The 20,312-nt window shown below is 36.9% G+C and carries 15 protein-coding genes; 10 read left to right on the top strand and 5 right to left on the bottom strand.

The genetic code is table 11. The features are described from left to right. Nucleotides 1–369 precede the first annotated feature (369 nt). The gene (locus LRP83_RS07925) at nucleotides 370–1,131 is read left to right on the top strand and encodes a transposase (protein WP_230496149.1); all 762 of its coding nucleotides are present in this window, start codon (nucleotides 370–372) and stop codon (nucleotides 1,129–1,131) included. A gap of 43 nt (nucleotides 1,132–1,174) precedes the next feature. Here LRP83_RS07925 and LRP83_RS07920 read toward each other — a convergent pair whose 3' ends face one another. From LRP83_RS07920 to LRP83_RS07910, 3 genes are all read right to left on the bottom strand, one after another. Further along, entirely contained in the window at nucleotides 1,175–1,462 is a 288-nt protein-coding gene (locus tag LRP83_RS07920) for a hypothetical protein (RefSeq protein ID WP_230496148.1), read from the bottom strand. A gap of 15 nt (nucleotides 1,463–1,477) precedes the next feature. After that, nucleotides 1,478–2,374, bottom strand: a complete 897-nt coding sequence (locus LRP83_RS07915) for an HD domain-containing phosphohydrolase (protein ID WP_230496147.1) — start codon at nucleotides 2,372–2,374, stop codon at nucleotides 1,478–1,480. Nucleotides 2,375–2,532: 158 nt separating this feature from the next. Further along, nucleotides 2,533–3,981, bottom strand: coding sequence for a diguanylate cyclase domain-containing protein (locus LRP83_RS07910; protein ID WP_230496146.1), 1,449 nt, complete (start codon nucleotides 3,979–3,981; stop codon nucleotides 2,533–2,535). A gap of 224 nt (nucleotides 3,982–4,205) precedes the next feature. Between LRP83_RS07910 and LRP83_RS07905 the strand changes: the two genes are divergently transcribed. The 3 genes from LRP83_RS07905 to LRP83_RS07895 all read left to right on the top strand — a co-directional run bounded on the left by LRP83_RS07905 (nucleotide 4,206) and on the right by LRP83_RS07895 (nucleotide 9,004). Beyond that, the gene (locus LRP83_RS07905) at nucleotides 4,206–6,290 is read left to right on the top strand and encodes an acyltransferase family protein (RefSeq protein WP_354002330.1); all 2,085 of its coding nucleotides are present in this window, start codon (nucleotides 4,206–4,208) and stop codon (nucleotides 6,288–6,290) included. Between the two features lie 398 nt (nucleotides 6,291–6,688). After that, nucleotides 6,689–7,672 carry a hypothetical protein gene (locus tag LRP83_RS07900; RefSeq protein WP_230496145.1) on the top strand — a complete coding sequence of 328 codons (984 nt, stop codon included), beginning with the start codon at nucleotides 6,689–6,691 and terminating at the stop codon, nucleotides 7,670–7,672. A 273-nt stretch (nucleotides 7,673–7,945) separates the two neighbouring features. Beyond that, entirely contained in the window at nucleotides 7,946–9,004 is a 1,059-nt protein-coding gene (locus LRP83_RS07895; protein ID WP_230496144.1) for a sporulation initiation factor Spo0A C-terminal domain-containing protein, read from the top strand. A gap of 343 nt (nucleotides 9,005–9,347) precedes the next feature. On the opposite strand, the gene LRP83_RS07890 is transcribed toward LRP83_RS07895, so the two are convergent. Both LRP83_RS07890 and LRP83_RS07885 read right to left on the bottom strand, forming a co-directional pair. Further along, complete coding sequence (locus tag LRP83_RS07890; protein WP_230496178.1) at nucleotides 9,348–9,761, bottom strand: GNAT family N-acetyltransferase; 414 nt, start codon at nucleotides 9,759–9,761, stop codon at nucleotides 9,348–9,350. A 302-nt stretch (nucleotides 9,762–10,063) separates the two neighbouring features. Further along, nucleotides 10,064–11,041, bottom strand: a complete 978-nt coding sequence (locus LRP83_RS07885) for a Rieske 2Fe-2S domain-containing protein (protein WP_230496143.1) — start codon at nucleotides 11,039–11,041, stop codon at nucleotides 10,064–10,066. Nucleotides 11,042–11,354: 313 nt separating this feature from the next. On the opposite strand from LRP83_RS07885, the gene LRP83_RS07880 reads away from it, so the two are divergent. The 6 genes from LRP83_RS07880 to LRP83_RS23205 all read left to right on the top strand — a co-directional run bounded on the left by LRP83_RS07880 (nucleotide 11,355) and on the right by LRP83_RS23205 (nucleotide 20,213). Next, complete coding sequence (locus LRP83_RS07880) at nucleotides 11,355–12,719, top strand: uracil-xanthine permease family protein (RefSeq protein ID WP_435531335.1); 1,365 nt, start codon at nucleotides 11,355–11,357, stop codon at nucleotides 12,717–12,719. 242 nt (nucleotides 12,720–12,961) lie between these two features. Next, a complete protein-coding gene (locus LRP83_RS07875) occupies nucleotides 12,962–13,972 on the top strand; it encodes an asparaginase (RefSeq protein WP_230496142.1) in 1,011 nt (336 codons plus the stop codon). A gap of 53 nt (nucleotides 13,973–14,025) precedes the next feature. Further along, nucleotides 14,026–15,678 (top strand): peptide ABC transporter substrate-binding protein, encoded by a 1,653-nt coding sequence (locus LRP83_RS07870; protein WP_230496141.1) that lies wholly within the window; start codon nucleotides 14,026–14,028, stop codon nucleotides 15,676–15,678. Nucleotides 15,679–16,256: 578 nt separating this feature from the next. Further along, complete coding sequence (locus LRP83_RS07865) at nucleotides 16,257–17,192, top strand: ABC transporter permease (RefSeq protein WP_230496140.1); 936 nt, start codon at nucleotides 16,257–16,259, stop codon at nucleotides 17,190–17,192. A 5-nt stretch (nucleotides 17,193–17,197) separates the two neighbouring features. Next, nucleotides 17,198–18,181 carry an ABC transporter permease gene (locus tag LRP83_RS07860; RefSeq protein WP_230496139.1) on the top strand — a complete coding sequence of 328 codons (984 nt, stop codon included), beginning with the start codon at nucleotides 17,198–17,200 and terminating at the stop codon, nucleotides 18,179–18,181. A 28-nt stretch (nucleotides 18,182–18,209) separates the two neighbouring features. After that, complete coding sequence (locus LRP83_RS23205; protein WP_290369512.1) at nucleotides 18,210–20,213, top strand: ABC transporter ATP-binding protein; 2,004 nt, start codon at nucleotides 18,210–18,212, stop codon at nucleotides 20,211–20,213. The last annotated feature ends 99 nt before the right edge of the window (nucleotides 20,214–20,312 follow it).

The raw sequence follows: 20,312 nt of genomic DNA, 5'->3' as shown, positions 1-20,312 counted from the left end.
CAAAACCTCATTGTTAAATTGTGTCAATTTAGTTAAATTTCAAAAAAAGGTTTGTGAATAGATTTGTTATTGAGAGAGGATTTAAGGTTCTCTTGTAGTATAGTAAAGGAGTCATAAAAATTGCCTCCATTTATCTGTATTGATTCTAGTTATGACTTATTGAATTTCCCCTTTTCTCTAGTTTGTTGAAGTTTCATCAATTGCATGTTTTTATAGAGCTATTTTTTAAGACTCAGCCTCTTCTTATATACCCAAAATACTTATGAACTCCCCATAATCATTCATCAAAACTTTTCTCTACTCCAATTGAACTTTATCTGTGTAGAAATTTTTCCTATAAAACAAAAATATAGCCTTGAGGTGATTTATATGGCAAGGACAGAAAGGAAGAAAAGCCGAAGTGGCATTTATCATATTATGTTGAGAGGGATTAATCGCCAAACGATCTTTGAGGACGAAGAGGATAAGCGAAAGTTTTTAGAGACATTAAAGAAATACAAAGACATCAGTCAATACCAGTTATATAGTTATTGTTTAATGGATAATCACGTACATTTATTAATGAGGGAAATGGATGAGACGATAGCAGAAGCGATCAAGCGTATTAGTTCCAGTTATGTGTATTGGTACAATTTGAAATATGAGCGAGTGGGGCATTTATTTCAGGACCGGTTTAAAAGTGAGAATGTAGAAAGTAATGTGTATTTTCTAACTGTGCTCAGATACATTCATCAAAACCCACTAAAAGCAGGTTTGGAGAATAGTGTTTGGAAGTGTAGATGGACAAGTATACATGAGTATGTCCAGAAAGTGGATATGGTGGATATTGATTGGGGCTTTCGGTTATTTTCTGAGGATAGAAAACAAGCTATTCAATTGTTTATACAATATATGCAACAACAGAATCATGATGAATGTCTAGATGAAGAGGTAAAAGTCAGATTGTCGGATAGTGAAGTAAAGAAGTATCTGAATGAAATGGGAATAACGCACAGCAGCAATTTACAGAAATTAGATAAGGAAGAGAGAGACCGTATTTTAATCATGCTTAAAGAATTAAAGGGTGTGAACTTAAGGCAGTTATCTAGAATAACTGGGATATCCAAAAGTGTTATTCATCGGGTTCGTTGATAGGGGGGAGAGCGGGGACAAGGAACCTGTCCCCTTGTCCCGGTTAGTACATTGCTCTAATTGGGTCAACCCCGATAACTTGTTGTCCATCCAACTCGACCCAAAGGTAATAATGATCAATCTCTAATCCTGTTGAAGAAGTTAGAGTGTCATGTACTGCCTCTTGGAGTTTAAAGGTTAAACTGCCAGTGTTTAAGGGAGTTTTTAAATTAAGTCCAGTGTTAATCGAAATCGTTTTATCAGACTTTTGTAAATAAGCAGCACTAGCTGCGCCAATAAATAATGATTGCAACATTACTACTAAAGCTAAAGTAACTAAAATCTTTTTCATCTGTATCACCTCCTTTTAACTAATTTTATCTTTTATAGAAAAGAACGCATCAACTACAGCTGGATGAAACATTGTTCCTTTGTTTCGTTCTATTTCTTCCAGTGCTGTTTCAATTGGCATACCTTTACGGTAAACCCGGTCAGAGGTCATAGCATCAAATGCATCGACAACAGTAATAATAGCAGCTTCAATTCGGATTTCTTCTCCTTTAAGTTGATGAGGATAACCTTTCCCATCAAATCTTTCGTGATGCTGTTCTACAATTACTCCAGCTTTAACCAAATCAACGAACTCTGTCGCGGTCAAGGTTTCTCTACCCCAGCTGGTGTGTTTTTTCATGATTTCAAATTCTTCGTTAGTAAGTCCAGAAGGCTTATTTAATATTTCATTTGGAACTTTTATTTTACCTACATCATGTAGAAATGCTGCCAAGTTTAAAATATATAACTCATCTGGGGATAGTCCCATCACTTCTCCAACCAACATTGATAAATCTTTTATACGATTGCAATGATCAGCCGTATAACCATCTTTTTCTTCAACTGAAACAGCTAGGTCCATCATATTACGAACGGAATTGCTATAATAATGAAATTGAGGTTGAGAGGTTACATATAAGAGTTCGACATCGGTTTTAGCAATAAAAATGGTATGTTGATTAACTGGGCTTGCAAAAAATGAATCGCCTTGTTCTAGTAATTCTTCTTTATTTTCAGACTGATATAACAGTTTTCCAGATAATACGTACATATGCTCCATGGCTGTCCAGCCTTCTTCAGGTATCATAGCTAGACGGGCACCTGCATATAACTTGTGATGGATTACTTCAGTTCCGTCACCAGAGGCTAACAAGGATAGTTCCATATTGGTCATATAAACCTTTTCAAGGGCATTCTTTTTATGGATGTTCATCTGGTTCCTCCTAGGAATGACATTAGTAGATATTCACTATGTAAATAGAACTAACGATTAAGTATAGCCTAGAAGAAATCCTCTTTTCAAGAATGAAAAATATTACAATTTGTTCCAGAGGGGCGTAGGGGGACAAGGAACCTGTCCCCTTGTCCCGCTCATCTCACCTGATTCTTCCCCGTTTCTTTTGCTAGGTATAAATTTATGTCTGCTTGTTTGATTAAATCTTCTGGTTTGTGTTGGTCAGAGGGAACTAGTGAAGTACAACCGATACTCAAGGTCACATAGTCACTTGTTTCAGAGACTTCTGTTGGTATTTGCAGTTTCTTCATGGTAGAGAGCAGTGATTCCCCAATATATTGGGCTCCTTTTAAGTCTGTTTCGGGTAGGAGAACGACAAATTCCTCACCGCCATATCGTGCAACGAAATCCCCGGGTCTATTTAGTGTCCCTTTAATGGCTTTTGCAATTTGTTGGATGCAGCTATCTCCTGCCTGATGCCCATAAAAGTCATTATATTTTTTGAAGTTATCGATATCAATCATTAACAAAGATAATGGCAGACACTGGCGCATAGTTCTATTCCACTCATCTTTAAATGTTTGTACAAAGTAACGACGATTAGGGATATCGGTTAAACTATCATAATTGGATAAATATTGTAACCTTTCATTCGTTTTTAACAGGATTTCTTCTTTTTCCATCCGTTTTGAGATATCTCTTGAAACGGTCACAACGCCTTCTAACTCTTTATTAATATTACGAATCGTACGAGCATTCGTTTCAAGCCATAGGAATGAACCATCTTTTTTCTTATAGCGGTGTGTTAATGATGCAAAGTCAATAAGGGATTTGGCTTCAGTAAAGGTTTTGGATATTTCCTCCAGATCATCTGGATGGATAAAAGCAAACATATTTTGATTTATTATCTCATTTTGGTTATAGCCCAATAGTTGCGTACATGACGGTGACATATATTCATATACGCCGTAGGGATTAATATAGGAAATGATATCGGTTGAATTGTCTGTAATAAATCGATACAGGTCCTCATTTTTTTTCGATTTTTCTGAAAGCCTTTTCTCGGATGTTAAATCTCTAATAAAAACTTCCACCGCAGGTTTGTGGCTATAAACAATCGATACAGAAGTAACTTCAATGTCTAAGATATTGTTTTTGCCTACTCGAATTTTTATTTGGCTCCGTTCTACATCCATTGCACCATTTTGTGCCTTTTTAATACGCTCTTTTATAGCTGAGTGATACTCGGGTAGGACAAAGTCAAATATAGTTTCCCCTATAATTTTTTCGTAACTAGAATTTAGCAACTCCACCAATTTATCGTTAATAAAGGCAATCTTATTTTCTTGGTATACCAATATCGGATACGGCGAAAACTCAATTAAACTTTGAAAATGTTCCTTGTTTATTTCAGCCTGGGCTTTATAGAAACGAGATCCGTCATAGACCCAACCAATTGAAAAGGCGATAGCGACGAAAAATAATGCTTCTAGTATTGAAGATAATTTACTTTCTTCAGAAAATGATTCCACTACGGAAACGATGATTGAAAACAGTAATAACGTGATTCTGCCTATATATTTCATTTTTTCACTCCAAGAATAGTTTACGTATGCATTTCTCCTTTTACCGATATTATGCCCCTAAATTAGAAGAAAAAGTATTACAGGGGAAAAGGGGACCATATCCCCACCTTTTAGTTTGATCTTACTGAAATTGGTTAAGCAAACAAGGCTGGGACAAGGAACCTGTCCCCTTGTCCCGGAATTTTCTGATAATTTACAATTAATGAGAGGATTTATTGGGTTCTTTGGCGAAATGGTTAGTAAGTGTTGAGATGATTGCAAAGGAGTGTACGGTATTGGAGGATTTAAAAACACCTGCAAAAAAGTTTCGCCCTGAAATTGAAGGGGTAAGAGCTGTGGCAGCATTTCTTGTAGCTATTTATCATATATGGCTAGGGACTGTTTCCGGTGGTGTCGATGTCTTTTTTATTGTTTCCGGGTACTTAATAACCACTTCATTATTGTCAAAGATGGACCGAAATGGAGGAATTAACCTTTTGGAGTATTTGTTAGGATTGGCGAAAAGGCTATTTCCAATTGCCTTTACTGTTCTTTTCTTTACAACATTAGGTTCCATTTTGCTTATGCCGCAATCGCAGTGGAAGCAAATTATTGCTGAATCATTCACCTCTGCCTTTTACTTTCAAAATTGGCAGTTGGCACATAATGCAGTCGATTATTTAGCTCGAAACAATGAAGCGAGTCCGTTTCAACATTTCTGGGCTTTATCCATTCAAGGTCAATTTTATGTTACATGGCCACTTATCATTCTATTCGCCTATTTCCTTGCAAGTAAAGTACTGAATACTCCGCCCCGAAAAACGCTTTTAACTCTGCTATCCGTTATTTTTGCGATTTCTATCGGGTATTCGGTTTATATTACCGCTGTAAATCAACCATGGGCATATTTTAATACGTTTGCGCGGGTTTGGGAGTTTAGCTTAGGGGGAATATTGGCGCTAACCATTCCTTATGTTAATTTTAATAAATACGTCAGTACTGTTTTAGGTTGGTTAGGGTTGGCCATTATTTGTATGACAGGAATTCTTTTACCTGTATCAAGTGTTTTTCCAGGATATGCAGCTCTTTTGCCAACGATTGGCGTCATGCTAGTCATTATAGCAGCAGACAATGGCAGCAGTTTAGGTGTAGAAAGACTGTTAGGTTCAAAACCATTTTTATTTTTTGGCAGTATTTCTTACGGTTTTTATTTGTGGCACTGGCCACTATTGATATTTTATTACGCCTATTTCGGAACGGACACGGTATCCCTTCAAGGTGGTCTTATCATTTTGGCAATTGCGTTAATTTTTTCCATTCTTTCAACTAAAGGTCTTGAAACGCCAATACGAAAAATGAATAGTAAGCAATCTTGGAAGGTGGGAGCCACTTTAGTTGCGTTTATGATTCCTGTCTTTATTGTCAACACTACTTGGGGAGTAACCGTTAATCAGACGATCAAGAATCTTGAGGAAGAATATTATGAAGAAGGGGTTCTTGGTGTTTCTGCCGATATCATTCCTAACAGTGACGGTGAGGTTACCGAAGGAATTATGAAAATCATTCCCTCAACTGTTCATGTTAAAAATGATCTACCAGCATTCTATGAAAATCCTGAATGTTATTCTGAGTTTAATGATCCAAGAGTGAAAAGATGTTCTTATGGTGAAACGGAAAATCCTGTTTATACAATTGCTCTTGTAGGGGGTTCTCATTCAGGGCATTGGTTCCCAGCTTTGGAGGAAATATCAGCGAACCTGAAATTACGAATCGATGTATACAATAAGGATGCCTGCCGTTTTTCAGACGATAATTTTAACGGCCAACTACATGATTCATGCATGGAGTGGAATGAAAAATTAATTGACTTACTAATAGAAGAGCCACCTGATTACGTATTCACTACTGCAAATGTAGGAAAAGGAGAAACGATACCATTAGGATTCCTCAGTCAATGGAAAAAGCTTGAAGGCATTACAGAAGTGTTTGCCATCCGTGATACCCCTAGAATGTTAGTTGACCCTCCATTATGTGTTGATGAAGGTGAACTAACTAGATGTGCAGCACCGAGGAAAGATGTATTATCGGAGAATCTACCTTGGGAAAACACAGAAGGAATACCAAGCAATGTGAAATTTGCCGATCTATCGCCATACTTCTGTGATGATGAACATTGCAACCCTGTCGTTGGAAATATATTAGCGTATCGTGACCTCCATCATCTTTCAACCTATTATTCTAGAACTCTAGCACCGGCACTCGCAGAACATTTAGTTCGGGCTTTGGAGCAATTGAATAAGTATGCGGACTACTCCGATAACGAAACTTGAATTGGTACCGACAAAAGATAAAAGATTGATTTGCATGTATGGAAAATACAATCATATTTTAGGATTAGTTTGAAATTTTCTGGCTCAAATGATTGTCAAATGACAACATTTTGGGTCAATTTTTTTATTTCTGAAGGATCTTTTTTTGGATATCTCTAATATCTATTAATCAGTCACTTTCATACGGTTCCCTCAAAATTCTCGAATAATACTCCAAAATATCAATAGTGAGCTTCAGTGGCGCGAGAAAGTGAAATCAATATTTAAATGTACTAAGAATTCTAAAATTTAACTAGAATAATAATTCATCTACAAAATTTTACAAATGTACAGGAAAAACCAAGTGATTTGTCGAATTTTTATATTGTTATATAGTAAGTTGAAAAGGGGATATAAATTTGAAGAAAATAATAAAAATCCTGTTGTTAACAGTTCTGTTAGCTTCATCAACGTTTTTTAGTAGTACGCCATTACAAGCAAACTCTATTCCAACGATTGATCTAAAGGTTATTTATGATACAGTCATATTCAGTGTTCCAAACGCAAAAAGTAAGGACTCTATCGAATTCAGTTTCTATTATAAGAACGAAGGGGAATACAATAATATCGGAGGAGTCGAGTTTCCAGAGAACGGTTTACACCATGTATATCTGCAAAAGAATGGAGATTATGCTGTTACTACGAGAATTAATGGTAAGGAAAGTTCACCAAAGTATTTTCGTGTAGAAAGTATAAATGTTGAAGGTAAAACACCAGATATTTATATTCAAAAAGATCAATTGGTAAGTGGTTTAGGAAGTCAATTTAAAGGGATTTATACAATTTCTCCAATAAACGCTCCAGAAAATAGAAGTATCACAATGAGAATGTATCAATTAGATAAAAGTAGTTTTAAATTAAGATTTACACAAAAATTATCACCTGGACAAGATATGGAAATCCCTAGATTGAAGGGAGTAAAGGAGTACGCTTTTACATACACAATCGATGGAAAAGAAAGTGATTTTGAGGTTTTTGTTTGGGATGCAAAGTATCAATACTATGAGGATACCTTTGTTGTGAAGAATTTTCGAAATAATAAACCAGAAACAGATGAAAAAGTAATAAAGACACAAGCGGAACTAAAAAGTTTTCTTGTTAATGTTCTTTCAAAAAAGAAAGACGAATTTGTCACAATTAAAAATAAGGATATTGAAAAGTATTTTAAGAATAATGAGTTTCCAGATGCCTTGTTAACGAAGCTGTTTCCAAATAAAAAAGAGAAAGAAAAATATAAAAAGCTGTTAGATAATTATCACTGCTGGTTGTCGTATTCAAAGAAACATAATTCAAAGGAAATTCATGTATTCCCAGTAAAGAAATACATTATAGAAAAAAGATAACCTGAATCGGGGTCTAATACAGAGTCAATAAGAAGTCTTGTCCTTATTAGTACCAGCTAAGTCAAAATAAGCGGAGTTTTTCCGGTTATAATCAGAATGGAGCTCGTTTCCGGTTAAATTAGGGGAGATTTTCCGCTTATTCCAAGCAAAATCCCCCATTTTCATGTATTTCGAATCAATAGAATGAATATTTCCGTGTATTTGGGCCATTTTCAATGCTTCTGACTAATTAAGCGGGTGTTTATGAAAACTGATGAGTAGGAGGTAGAATAAATGAACATTAATCAATCAACAATAGAAAAGCTAGAAAAGACAATAGAACGAATGCAAAAGGCTCTAGAATATAATGACCAGGGATACATAAGTGAATTGGTTCATGATCTTACCGAATTTGCCTATTTTGCAGGTTATAAAGAAGCAGAGAGTAACCAGTTCAACCATCCTACTAAGAAAATAAAAGGAACTTATTTCACTCCTATTTCTACAGGTACAATTGAAGCACAAATCTCAACTCTCGTTTTTGATATGGGTATCCCCTCACACATAAAAGGATATCGATACCTTATTGATGCTGTTGCTCTTACATATGAGGATCCTACTCTTATTTCTAAAATAACAAAAGAGTTGTATCCCTATATTGCTAGGAAAAATAATACCACTGCTAGTCGAGTAGAACGCGCTATACGTCATTCCATTGAGATTGGTTGGAGTAGAGGAAACCCTGAAAGAACATCTATGATCCTTGGATACCCTGTAACTAAGACGAAAGTCAAACCTACAAATAGTGAGTACATTCATCTCCTTGCAAATTATTTACGTATCAACAACGAAAATCCATCTACATTAAACAGTTCAACCGAGTATCAACCAAATGAAAATAAAAAGATTAATCAGGATCAACCCATTGAAGGTGCCAATCTGAAGTTAGTGCAATTGTCAGAAGCGGCAAGAACGGAAATAAGTACCGAGGTTCAATTAGAAGAAAATACATTAAAAACCGATAATGATATGAGCGATAAAGAACTAACAACAGCTATTAATGAAATTCTATGCCAATTAGATTTCAATGAGGAAATGTCTCACTTTCCACTTTTACGTACTTTGATTGATCTCTCTATTAGAAATCCACATTTACTAAAGGATGAAATAGAACTTCACAATCAACTTGCCAATCGGTTTGGTATGACTAAAGAACGAATGAAACGGGTTATTCAAGACGCCCTATCCATGAGATTTCCGGTACTTAAAGAAACTTTACGCTATCAAGGATTAAATCCAATGAAACTATCAGTCTTTGCTGAGTTAGTCGTCAAAAAACTAAATCTTGTGTGATAAAAGTAATATTAATATTTATGTTTTACATAAGTAAGAGCTTTCTAGAATTTCCATTTGGTTTGTATACGGTAGATACGGATGATAAAGAAAAAATATTGAGAATTAGACTAATGTATTGGGTGGTACTCTATTTCAATATAACATGCGAAAAATGTAAAATTTTGTGGGTGTGAATTCAATTTATTAAAATGGCCTATCGAATTTAATTTCAATCAAACGTTTGATTGAAAATTGATATTTTAAAATAATATAAAGAGGGAGGTTCGTAGCTGAATTTTTAATAAAATTAACGAATAAATATAGGAAAAAGCTTGGATATTCTCCAAGCTTTTTCCTATATTTATTCGTTAGAAATCCCCGACTGCATACGGTAATTTCTAACGAGCATTCCGTTGGATTTTATCATTCCAAACTTCTCATAATATGGAACTAAGTCACCATCACAACATAAATCAACCATATAAATATCATTAAGTTCATTTAACATTTGTTTTACCAATTCCTTGCCTATACCTTTATTTTTGTACTCAGGCAAAACTTCAAGGAACGGAATATAGGCAGATAGAATCCCATCGCTAATTGCTGTTATAAAACCAACTACTTGATTAGTATGATCATCTAATGCAATGACCACTTTGCTGCTGTTTTGTAACAGCTTTAAGTGAGTTTGTGGATTTGGTGAATTAGGCCAATCTACAAAAAAGCCTTTCAACATATCAGATGAAATCCCATCAAGAGAATTTTTATAGATCATCATATATCAACTCCTAATTATTTATTTGTAGGTAGATGATATTTTCAAAAGTAAAGTAACAAAATTGGGACCTCCAAACACTTCTTGGGATACTATAAGATATTCCACTGAAATTCCAAAAATCCTTTTAATTTGTACTTTTAAATTCAGGTGTCAGAGTGCCAATGGGACAAGGGATTATTTAACGCTCATTTATCTATCCTAAAAGAAAAAATTCAGGCAGAGAATTTATTAAAATCTCTGCCTGTTTCTGTTCTGTAGTTTCCATATAAACCAGGTCTCGGGGACAAGGGACCTGTCCCTTAATCTGTCCCAAGTGTTACACCAAGTCTTTTTAAATATTGTCTATAGGCAATGCTCATTCGGTCAGATTTCAATGAAAGTTCAATTTGTAAATCAAGTGGTAGTTCTTCTGGCTTTTGGTTTTCTACGATTGGCTTGTCCTGGGCGAAAATCATATCCTGGAACTCAATGATTTCCTGATCCGTTGTACCGGTATCATAATTGAATGACATAACTCCAAATGCAATGGATTTTCGGTCTTCAACCGGCATTATTGTAAGTAATATCGTCATCTTATTTTCAGTATCTGGATCCCTTTTCGTAAAAAGAACGGTCAAAGGACGAAGGATTTCATAGGTATAAAAAACATCCTTTGATTGGCCGGATCCATCTGGGTCAGGCTGAAATATGGCGATCTCATCACAGTAAATCTTATCTTCTGTCGTATGGACATCGTAATCGTTAATGACCGCATGTTCTTGAACTCCAAGAAAGCCTTCATGTATAAAAGCAAGATGGCCTACATCGAGAAAGTTTTCGACAATTCTCGGTGGATTAGCGTTTACTTCCTGAGGACCCCACAAAACATTTCGATAGTTTTCATCCATATACGGAGGATAAGAAAAGAAATCTGGATTGTTGTTGTTCAGATTAATCCATACAAATCCATATGCTTCTTTACATAAATAGTTCATCGCTTTTGCTTTTAATGGAATCGGTCTTCCTTCAGGGAGCTGCGGAATTTTTACGCATGTACCTTCAGAATTATATTCCCAGCCATGATAATTACAAACGAGATTCCCGTCCTTCACACATCCTAGTGAAAGGGATGCGCCTCGATGAATACATAAATCCTTAAAGGCATGGATTCCTTCCTCGTTACGGAAGAGAACAATTCTTTCGCTCATGAGTACAACTTGTTTTGGCGCTTCTTTAATGTCTTCTATTTTACCCGCAACGATCCAATCGCTACGTAAAACATTATCTTCCACTATCATTTTTATCTTCCCTTCTTAAATCCGGATTCACCAATATTACGCTAATAATATCTTTATTCTAAGAAGCAATTATTAAAAAGTCAACCAAAAAGACGAACGTTAAATAACTAAAACGTTTTAATATACGTAAATTTATATTTACACCCATTGGAATCTTCCCTTATAATGCTAGTATGGTTTTTAAGTCAGCTGTATTGTAAAAGTGAAATTGAAATAAAAAAATCAGCTTAAAACCCATATTTAATAGCTATTTTCAAATGGTTAGACTGCTATTTTTCCTGATTACAGTTTATAAATTCAAGAAAAAATTATCATGGAGGCGAATATTTCAGTGGAGCAAAACGAGCAAAATCCGAACATTATCGTAGGCGTTGATGAAAAAATTAGTTGGGGGAAGGCTTTTTTACTTGGTATGCAGCATGTGCTAGCGATGGATCTCTATATCGCGCCAATCATTTTTGCTGGTTTACTTGCGTTGGATACGATGAATACAACCTTTTTCATTCAAATGTGTTTTCTGGCTGCAGGACTTGCTACACTCATTCAAACGATTGGCGGACTGAAATTACCAGTGGTCCAAGGGCCTTCCTACGTTCCTATAGGTGCATTGGCAGCTATTGGCGGCAAGCTTGGATTAGGAGCCGTTTTTGGTAGCCTTATACCAGGTGCATTACTTATTGCAATCCTCGGTTACCCGTTGAAATGGTTTGCTAAAGCGGTACACAAAGTAATTCCGCCATTAGTCGGGGGAACCGTTATTGTCATTGTAGGAATTTCATTAATGCCAGCTGCTTTTAATAGTATTTATCATGCACCTGGAAATGTCGGGCATAATGTTTTGATTGCGTTTGTCTCTGCTGCGGTTTTAATCATTTGTATTCTTCTTGGACGTAAGAAAAAGGGGTATGGAACATTTTTTCGTTTAGTTTCAGTCATTCTGGCCATTATTGCTGGCACGGTCACTGCATCGCTATTCGGATCCCTAAACTTCTCTGCTGTAAAAGAGGCTTCTTGGTTTGCACTTCCAAGCTTCTTCCCATTCGGGAAACCCATCTTTGATTTACAAGCAATTTTAACAATGGTATTTATCTATTTGGTTATTTTGATTGAAACAACTGGTACATGGTTCGTTGTATCAACCGTAACAGGCAGTGAATTAGATGAAAAAAGATTAAACCGTGCCTCTGTCGGCGAGGGACTTGGCTGTTTCGTTGGCTCTCTTTTTGGTGGTACACCAATGACTGGATATTCTTCAAACGCAGGTATCATTGCTATCACTGGAGTAGCAAGTAAAATGGCGATTATCGCTGCGGGTATTATTCTAGTAGCTCTTGGATTAATTCCTAAACTTTCTGCTGTCATTACATGCATTCCTGAACCAGTAATCAATGGAATTTTCGGTGTCGTTTGTGTGGCGATTGTTATGAACGGATTTAAGGTTATCCAAAAGATTGAAATTAACGACCGAAATATGATGGTCATTGGGGTACCAATCTTATTAACAGTAGGTACAATGGTGCTTCCGAAAGAAATCTTATACAGCGTTCCAGATTTCGCAAATTACATCTTATCTTCTGGAACAGCAGTTGGGGCAATCGCAACACTAATTCTAAATCTCATCATTCCGCAAGAACAAAATGAACCAAATGAAAAAAGACAAGAACCTTTAATTAGTTAGACGTAAATGGGTCCCACCAAAGGATAAAAATTAAAAGAACGATTTCTATGACGAGTTTCGTCTAGATATCGTTCTTTTTTTAGGGACAAGGGGAAATGGAATTAATAGGATGAAATAGGCAGACTATTTAAATTAAATAATATATTTATAGAAAAATAGGTTGCAATAGGGTTTAATGTGATTTACTATTATTCTAATATTATAAAAAACCCTAAAATTCTAATAATTTAAGAGGTGTCGGGATGACGGCGGAAGTTTTAGTTAAGGTATCTAGAGGCGGTTTGGTTGAGAGCTTACATAGAGGTCATATTGCGGTTGTTAATTCCAAAGGTGAATTACTGTATTCAAAAGGAAATCCACGAGAAGTTGTGTATGCAAGGTCGTCAATGAAGCCACTTCAAGCGATTCCGATTGTAGAGACAGGGGCTGCAGAGCATTTCCATTTTGACCATGCGGATTTATCTTTAACCTGTGCCTCGCATAATGGTGAGGATCAGCATACAAATCGAGTTCAATCGATATTGGAAAGAGCAGAGTTAACCTTCGCGGATTTACAGTGTGGAACGCATAATCCAAGATGGCAGGAAACGTATGAAGCGTTAGTAAAAGCGGGTGGAGAAGTTACAGCCATCTACAATAATTGTTCAGGGAAACATAGTGGGATGCTTGCAACAGCAAAGCATATGAATGAATCAACCAGTGATTATTACAAACTAGATCATCCCGTTCAGCAACGAATTATTGAAGCAATCAGTGATTTAACAGAGGTTCCGAAAGAGGAAATCGAAATTGGTATTGATGGTTGTGGAGTGCCTGTACACGGTATCCCGTTAGAAAGTTTAGCGTTAGGTTTCGCAAAAATGGCCGATCCGAGTTTGTTGCCTGTTAAACGTCAAGAAGCTATACATAGAATAACAACGGCGATGATGGAAGCACCAGAAATGGTTGGAGGGACGGAACGTTTTTGTTCAGACTTTATGCGTATTTTAGAAGGCAGAATGTTTGGGAAAGCCGGAGCAGAAGGCGTTTATTGCATTGGTGATAAAGAAACGGGAATCGGTATTGCGATTAAAATTGAAGATGGTAATGGAAGAGCCACATCCCCGGTAGCGGTGGAAGTTTTAAGTCAATTGGGTCTTTTAGGGGAAGTTCAAAAGGAACAATTACAATCCTATCATTACCCACAACTAAGAAATTGCCGAAAAGAGCAAATTGGAGAGTTACGACCAGCTTTTACGTTAGGACATGCATAATGCATTCTCTATAAAATTGTCAAAATAATAAAAATTAATAGGAGGAATTACAAGTGAGAAAATCTATTAAATTATTAGCACTGTCAATGCTAGCACTTGTTCTTGTATTGTCAGGCTGTAACTTCTCTAACTCATCTTCAACTAGTTCAGGAGATGGTAAAAATCAAGGGGAAAAAACAGAAGCGAAAAAGACACTAAACTTAAGTTTAGAAAATGATATTCCGGATTTAAATCAAGTGAAAACTACAGATGGTATTTCTTTTAGTGTTTTAAATAACATTATGGAAGGTCTTTACCGATTAGATGAAAATCACGAAGCTGTTCCAGCGATGGCAGAAAGTGTAGATATCTCTGACGACAAACTAACGTATACGTTCCATATTCGTGAAGGTGTGAAATGGAGTAATGGAGAAGTGGTAACAGCCCATGATTTCCGCTACTCATGGTTAAGAGCGATGCATCCAGATACAGCCGGATCTTATTCCTTTATCATTGCCGATTATGTAAAGGGTGGAGCGGAATATTTAGCTGGTGAAGCAGCAGATAGCGATGTAGGTATCGTAGCGGAAGACGACCAAACATTAGTCGTAACAATTAATGAACCAACACCTTATTTCCTTGGGTTAACAGCATTTGTTACGTACTTCCCTCTTAACGAAAAGTTTGTAACGGAAGCTGGAGATAGCTTTGCGCTTACAGCTGATAAAATTCTATATAATGGTCCGTTTACATTAACAGAATACGATCAAGCAGCAGGCGTAAAATTAGTCAAAAACGATCAATATTGGGACAGCTATAATGTAGATATTGATGAAGTTAGTTTAAAGGTTATTAAAGAAAATAGTACGGCTTTAAACCTATTTGATGCGGGAGAATTAGATAAAGTTTATCTTTCTTCTTCTGATATTTTATCTTACCAAGATAGCGAAGAATATGGTACAGAATCGAAGTTTAACTCATGGTTCTTACAAATGAACTTAACGAAAGCTCCATTTGATAATTTAAACATTAGAAAAGCATTCCAATTGGCAGTTGACCCAGAAATCTTGACTTCTCAAATTTTAAACAATGGTTCTACACCTGCTTCAGGGGTAGTAGCTGCTGGTATGGCTGGGGTTGACGGACAATTATTCCGTGAATTAAATCCAAATCTAGTAACACCTGACATTGAAAAAGCGAAAGAATATCTTGCTGCTGGACTTGCTGAAATCGGTGGAAAACTTCCTGAGGTTACCATCTTAACAGCTGATGACACAATTGCAAAAGATACAGCTACTTTCCTTCAAAGTGAATTTAAGAAAAATTTAGGTGTAGATGTACAAATTTCAACTAAGCCTTATAGCGGAAGACTTCAAGCGATGAGAGATGATGATTATCAGCTTGGTATCAACAAATGGGGCGCAGATTATAACGATGCAAGCACCTACTTAGATCTTTGGGTATCAGTTCCGGAAGCAAAACCACTTCGCGGTAACTACTCAAGTGAAAAGTACAATGATTTAGTGGCAAAAAGTAAAACAGAAAAAGACGAAGCGAAACGTATGGAATACCTTCTTGAAGCAGAAAGAGTCATGGTTGTAGAGGATTCCATTCTTACACCACTTTACGACGAAGGAAAAGCATTCTTATTAAACACAGACGTATCGAATTTCACAACACATCCTTATGGGGCACCATTAGAATTGAAATACGTGAAGAAAAACTAATAAAGAGTGTAGGGAAGAGAGAGAATTTCTCTCTCTTTTCTTCATTTGTATCCTTAACACATATAAACGAATTTCATTTAATAAGGCTATTTTCGTAAACATTGTTGTAATTTTTTTAAGGCTCTGTGACTTTCCTAAGAAACTAACGGAATTGAACAAGTAACAATTGGGTTATTGGTTACCAGTAGCAGCCAAAAAGAGAGAAAACGGTAACTAATAGAGGCTAATAGTTACCGTAAACAGTAAAAAAGAGAGAAAACGGTAACTAATAGAGGCTAATAGTTACCGTAAACAGTAAAAAAGAGAGAAAACGGTAACGAATAGAGGTTAATCGTTACCGTAAACAGCGCCAAAGAGAGAAAACGGTAACTAATAGAGGCTAATAGTTACCGTAAACAGTAAAAAAGAGAGAAAACGGTAACTAATAGAGGCTAATAGTTACCATCAACATCAAAAAGGTGAAAAAGCGAAGTTTTATCTTTTGTTCTAATATCAACATCGCATTTTAATAGAATCTTTATTAAAAAACACTAGCAACAATCTATACGAAAATAGCCATACCAAAGAGGTGAACTAGATTGAAAAAATTTCTTGCTGTAAGGATCTTCAATATCTTAGTGACATTATTCGTTATTGCAACAGTGACATTTTTCCTGATGAAATTGTTACCAGGATCTCCGTTTGATGAAGAGAAATTAGCCGATTTATCAGATGAAGCAAGAATGGAGTTTTACGCACGTTACGGACTTGATCAACCTGTTTATGTCCAGTATGCGAAGTATATGGGGAATCTTGTGCAGGGTGACCTAGGAATTTCTTATTACTATAAAGGACAAAAGGTTGAATCTTTAATTTCGGGCCGAATTGGTCCATCTGCTTTACTAGGTGTACAAGCTACTATTTTGGGCGTGTCCATTGGGTTAATTTTAGGAATGATTGCCGCCTTTAGGCATAATACCGCGTGGGACTTTTTCACGATGTTCATTGCCGTCATTGGCGTAGCCATACCAAACTTTGTGTTCGCCGCACTTTTACAATATTATGTTGGATTAAAATGGGGCATTTTGCCGGTAGCCTTCTGGGAGAGCTATGACAGCTCCATCCTACCGACAATCGCTCTTTCGATGATGGTTATCGCCTTGATTGCTCGTTTCATGAGGAATGAAATGCTCGAGGTGCTGCAGCAGGATTACATCTTAACCGCAAGATCAAAAGGATTATCTCAAATGAAGGTCATTATTCGTCATACACTCCGTAATTCAATGATTCCAATCCTTACGATTCTTGGACCGATTGTCGTTAGCTTACTGACAGGGTCGCTTGTCATTGAAAATATCTTTGGTATTCCAGGTATCGGCAGTTTGTTTGTTGATTCGATTAAAGTAAATGACTATACAACGATTATGGGCTTAACGATTTTTTACAGTACCTTTTACATTTTAACCGTTCTAGTTGTTGATTTACTATATGGAATCGTGGATCCGAGAATACGCATAGCTGGCTCAAAGGGGTGAAGAAAATGACGAACTCAACTCTAGAAAAATATGAAAAGACAAATATAGAAAAAAATGAAATGAACAATTTTGACCACCTTTTTAAGGAAGATTCCTTTAAAGTCGTTGGCGCAAAAAAAGATTCACAGGATGCCATCACAAGACCTTATGTAGGGATTTTCAAAGAAAGTTGGTTGAGATTGACCAAAAATAAAGGTGCCGTTGTTAGCTTGGTGGTTCTTTCAATTTTGATTATCCTAGCGTTAATTGGACCTTATATGAATGAATACACCTATGATGAAACTAATTATGAAAAGGCCTTCCAGGAGCCTAATAGTGAGCATTGGTTCGGGACGGATAAATTCGGACGTGACCAATGGACAAGAATTTGGGAAGGGACACGAATTTCCCTATACATTGCCCTTCTAGCGACTGTCTTGGACTTAGTCATTGGGGTCCTTTACGGCTCCATTTCAGCACTTGTCGGAGGTAAAGTCGATAATGTCATGCAACGTATTATTGAAGTACTCGTTGGGATTCCGAATCTTATTCTCATTATTTTATTGATTATGCTATTAAAACCAGGGATTTTCACGATTACCGTTGCCATGGTCATTACAGGTTGGGTAAATATGGCGAGGCTCGTTCGTTCACAAGTATTTAAGTTAAAGAATCAGGAATTCATTCTAGCATCAAAGGCATTAGGTGCTTCCAATAGCAGGCTGATTAAAGAACATTTCATACCAAACACGTTAGGTCTCATTATCGTTAATATGATGTTTACGATTCCATCAGCCATTTTTACCGAAGCCTTCTTAAGTTTTATCGGCTTAGGATTACAAGAGCCATTAGCTTCTCTAGGTGTACTAATCAATGATGGGTTCAAGGCTATGAGAAATAACTTCTACTTATTATTGTACCCAGCAGGTGTCATCGTTGGTTTAATGGTCTGCTTTAACTTATTAGCTGATGGGCTACGCGATGCATTGGACCCTAAAATGAGAAAATAATACATGAACGATAAGAGGGTGAATCATGATGGAAACACTATTAGAAGTAAAGGACTTGAATGTTTCATTTCGTACTCAGGCTGGTGTGGTAAAAGCGGTTCGAGGTGTTAATTTTAAAGTAAATAAAGGTGAAACATTAGCTATTGTAGGTGAATCCGGATCAGGTAAATCCGTAACCTCTAAAGCGATTATGCAGTTATTACCGAATCAAACCGCCACTTATGATAGTGGAGAAATCATTTTTGACGGTCAAAACATTCTTGAGATCAATGATAAAAAGATGGAAGCGATTCGCGGGTCGGAAATAGCGATGGTCTTCCAAGATCCGATGACGGCCCTTAATCCGACGATGACGATTGGGAAACAAGTCGCGGAAAGTATCTTGAACCATAATAAGAATGTAACGAAAAAAGAAGCGTTACAGCGAGCGGTTGAAATACTCGAGCTCGTTGGGATTCCGGAACCTGCTGCACGTGTGAACCAATATCCGCACCAATTTTCTGGAGGCATGCGTCAACGTGTCGTCATTGCGATAGCGATTGCCTGTAATCCAAGATTGCTTATTGCTGATGAACCGACCACTGCGCTAGATGTAACGATTCAAGCTCAAATTCTTGATTTGTTAAAGGATATTCAGAGGAAAACGGGAACGTCTATCATTTTGATTACTCATGATTTGGGCGTTGTTGCCAATATGGCGGATAAAGTGGCTGTAATGTATGCAGGTAGGATTGTCGAACAAGGAACGGTTGAAGAAGTATTTGATTCCGCGGAACATCCTTATACGTGGGGACTGTTAAAATCAATCCCTGATTTGGACGCAGATGAAGAATTGTATTCGATTCCTGGAACACCTCCTGACCTGCTGAGTCCGCCTATCGGTGATGCATTTGCAGCTCGAAATGAATTTGCGTTAGCGATTGATTATGAAGTGCAGCCGCCGATGTTCGCCGTTTCGGAAACGCATTCGGCTGCTACGTGGTTATTGCATGAAAAAGCACCTAAGCTTTCAACGATTGTCCAAGAAAAAGAATCCGTTAGAGCGAAGAGAAAAGGGAAAAAGAATCTCACATTGGCACAACCAATTATTCAAGTACGTGATTTGAAAAAACATTTCCGCATGTCAGGTGACAGTTATTTAAAAGCGGTTGACGGGGTTACTTTTGATATTAAAAAAGGCGAAACCCTCGGCTTAGTTGGAGAGTCTGGCTGTGGGAAGTCCACAACCGGTCGGACGATTTTACGATTATATGAACCAACGGGTGGAGAAGTGTATTTTAACGGAAAACCTATTCATGGTGATTTGAAGAAAAGTGATGAAAACACGATCAGACAGAAAATGCAAATGATTTTCCAAGATCCGTACGCTTCACTAGATCCGCGGAAAAAAGTACTTGATTCAGTGGCAGAAGGAATTGATATCCATAAGCTTGCAGCAAGTGCAAAGGACCGTAAAGATACCGTTCAAAACTTGTTGGAAATTGTTGGGTTGAATAAAAGCTTTATGAATCGCTATCCACATGAATTTTCAGGTGGACAAAGACAAAGGATCGGGATTGCTAGAGCATTAGCCCTCAATCCAGAGGTGATCATTGCGGACGAACCTATATCTGCACTAGATGTTTCGATTCAAGCTCAAGTAGTCAATTTGTTAAAGGATTTACAGCACAAACAAGACTTAACGTATTTATTCATTGCCCATGATATTTCCATGGTTAAATATATTAGCGATCGAATCGGCGTCATGTACTTAGGTAGCCTTGTTGAACTTGCACCGACAGATGAGCTAAGCAAGGAGCCGTTGCATCCGTACACGCAAGCCTTATTATCAGCTGTTCCTACACCAAATCCGAAAATTGAACGTGGAAGAGAACGGATTATTTTATCTGGAGACCTTCCTAATCCAATTAATCCACCAGTAGGTTGCCGTTTCAGAACTCGCTGTCCATATGCAATGGAGAAGTGCGGGGAGACTCCTATTTGGAAAGAGGCACAGCCAAACCATTGGGTTGCTTGCCATTTAATAGAATAGTAGAATGACCCACCAAATCATATTCGGTGGGTTGTTTTTTCATTAAGACTCAGTTAAAATTTGATGTTGTTTTTTTTAATGATTAGGTTTGTTTCCGGA

Origin of the sequence: Pseudoneobacillus rhizosphaerae, from assembly GCF_917563885.1 — a bacterium.
In the GTDB taxonomy this organism is placed as follows: domain Bacteria; phylum Bacillota; class Bacilli; order Bacillales; family Cytobacillaceae; genus Pseudoneobacillus; species Pseudoneobacillus rhizosphaerae.
Note: the sequence above shows the minus strand (reverse complement) of the source record. Positions and strands in the feature narration are given on the sequence as shown.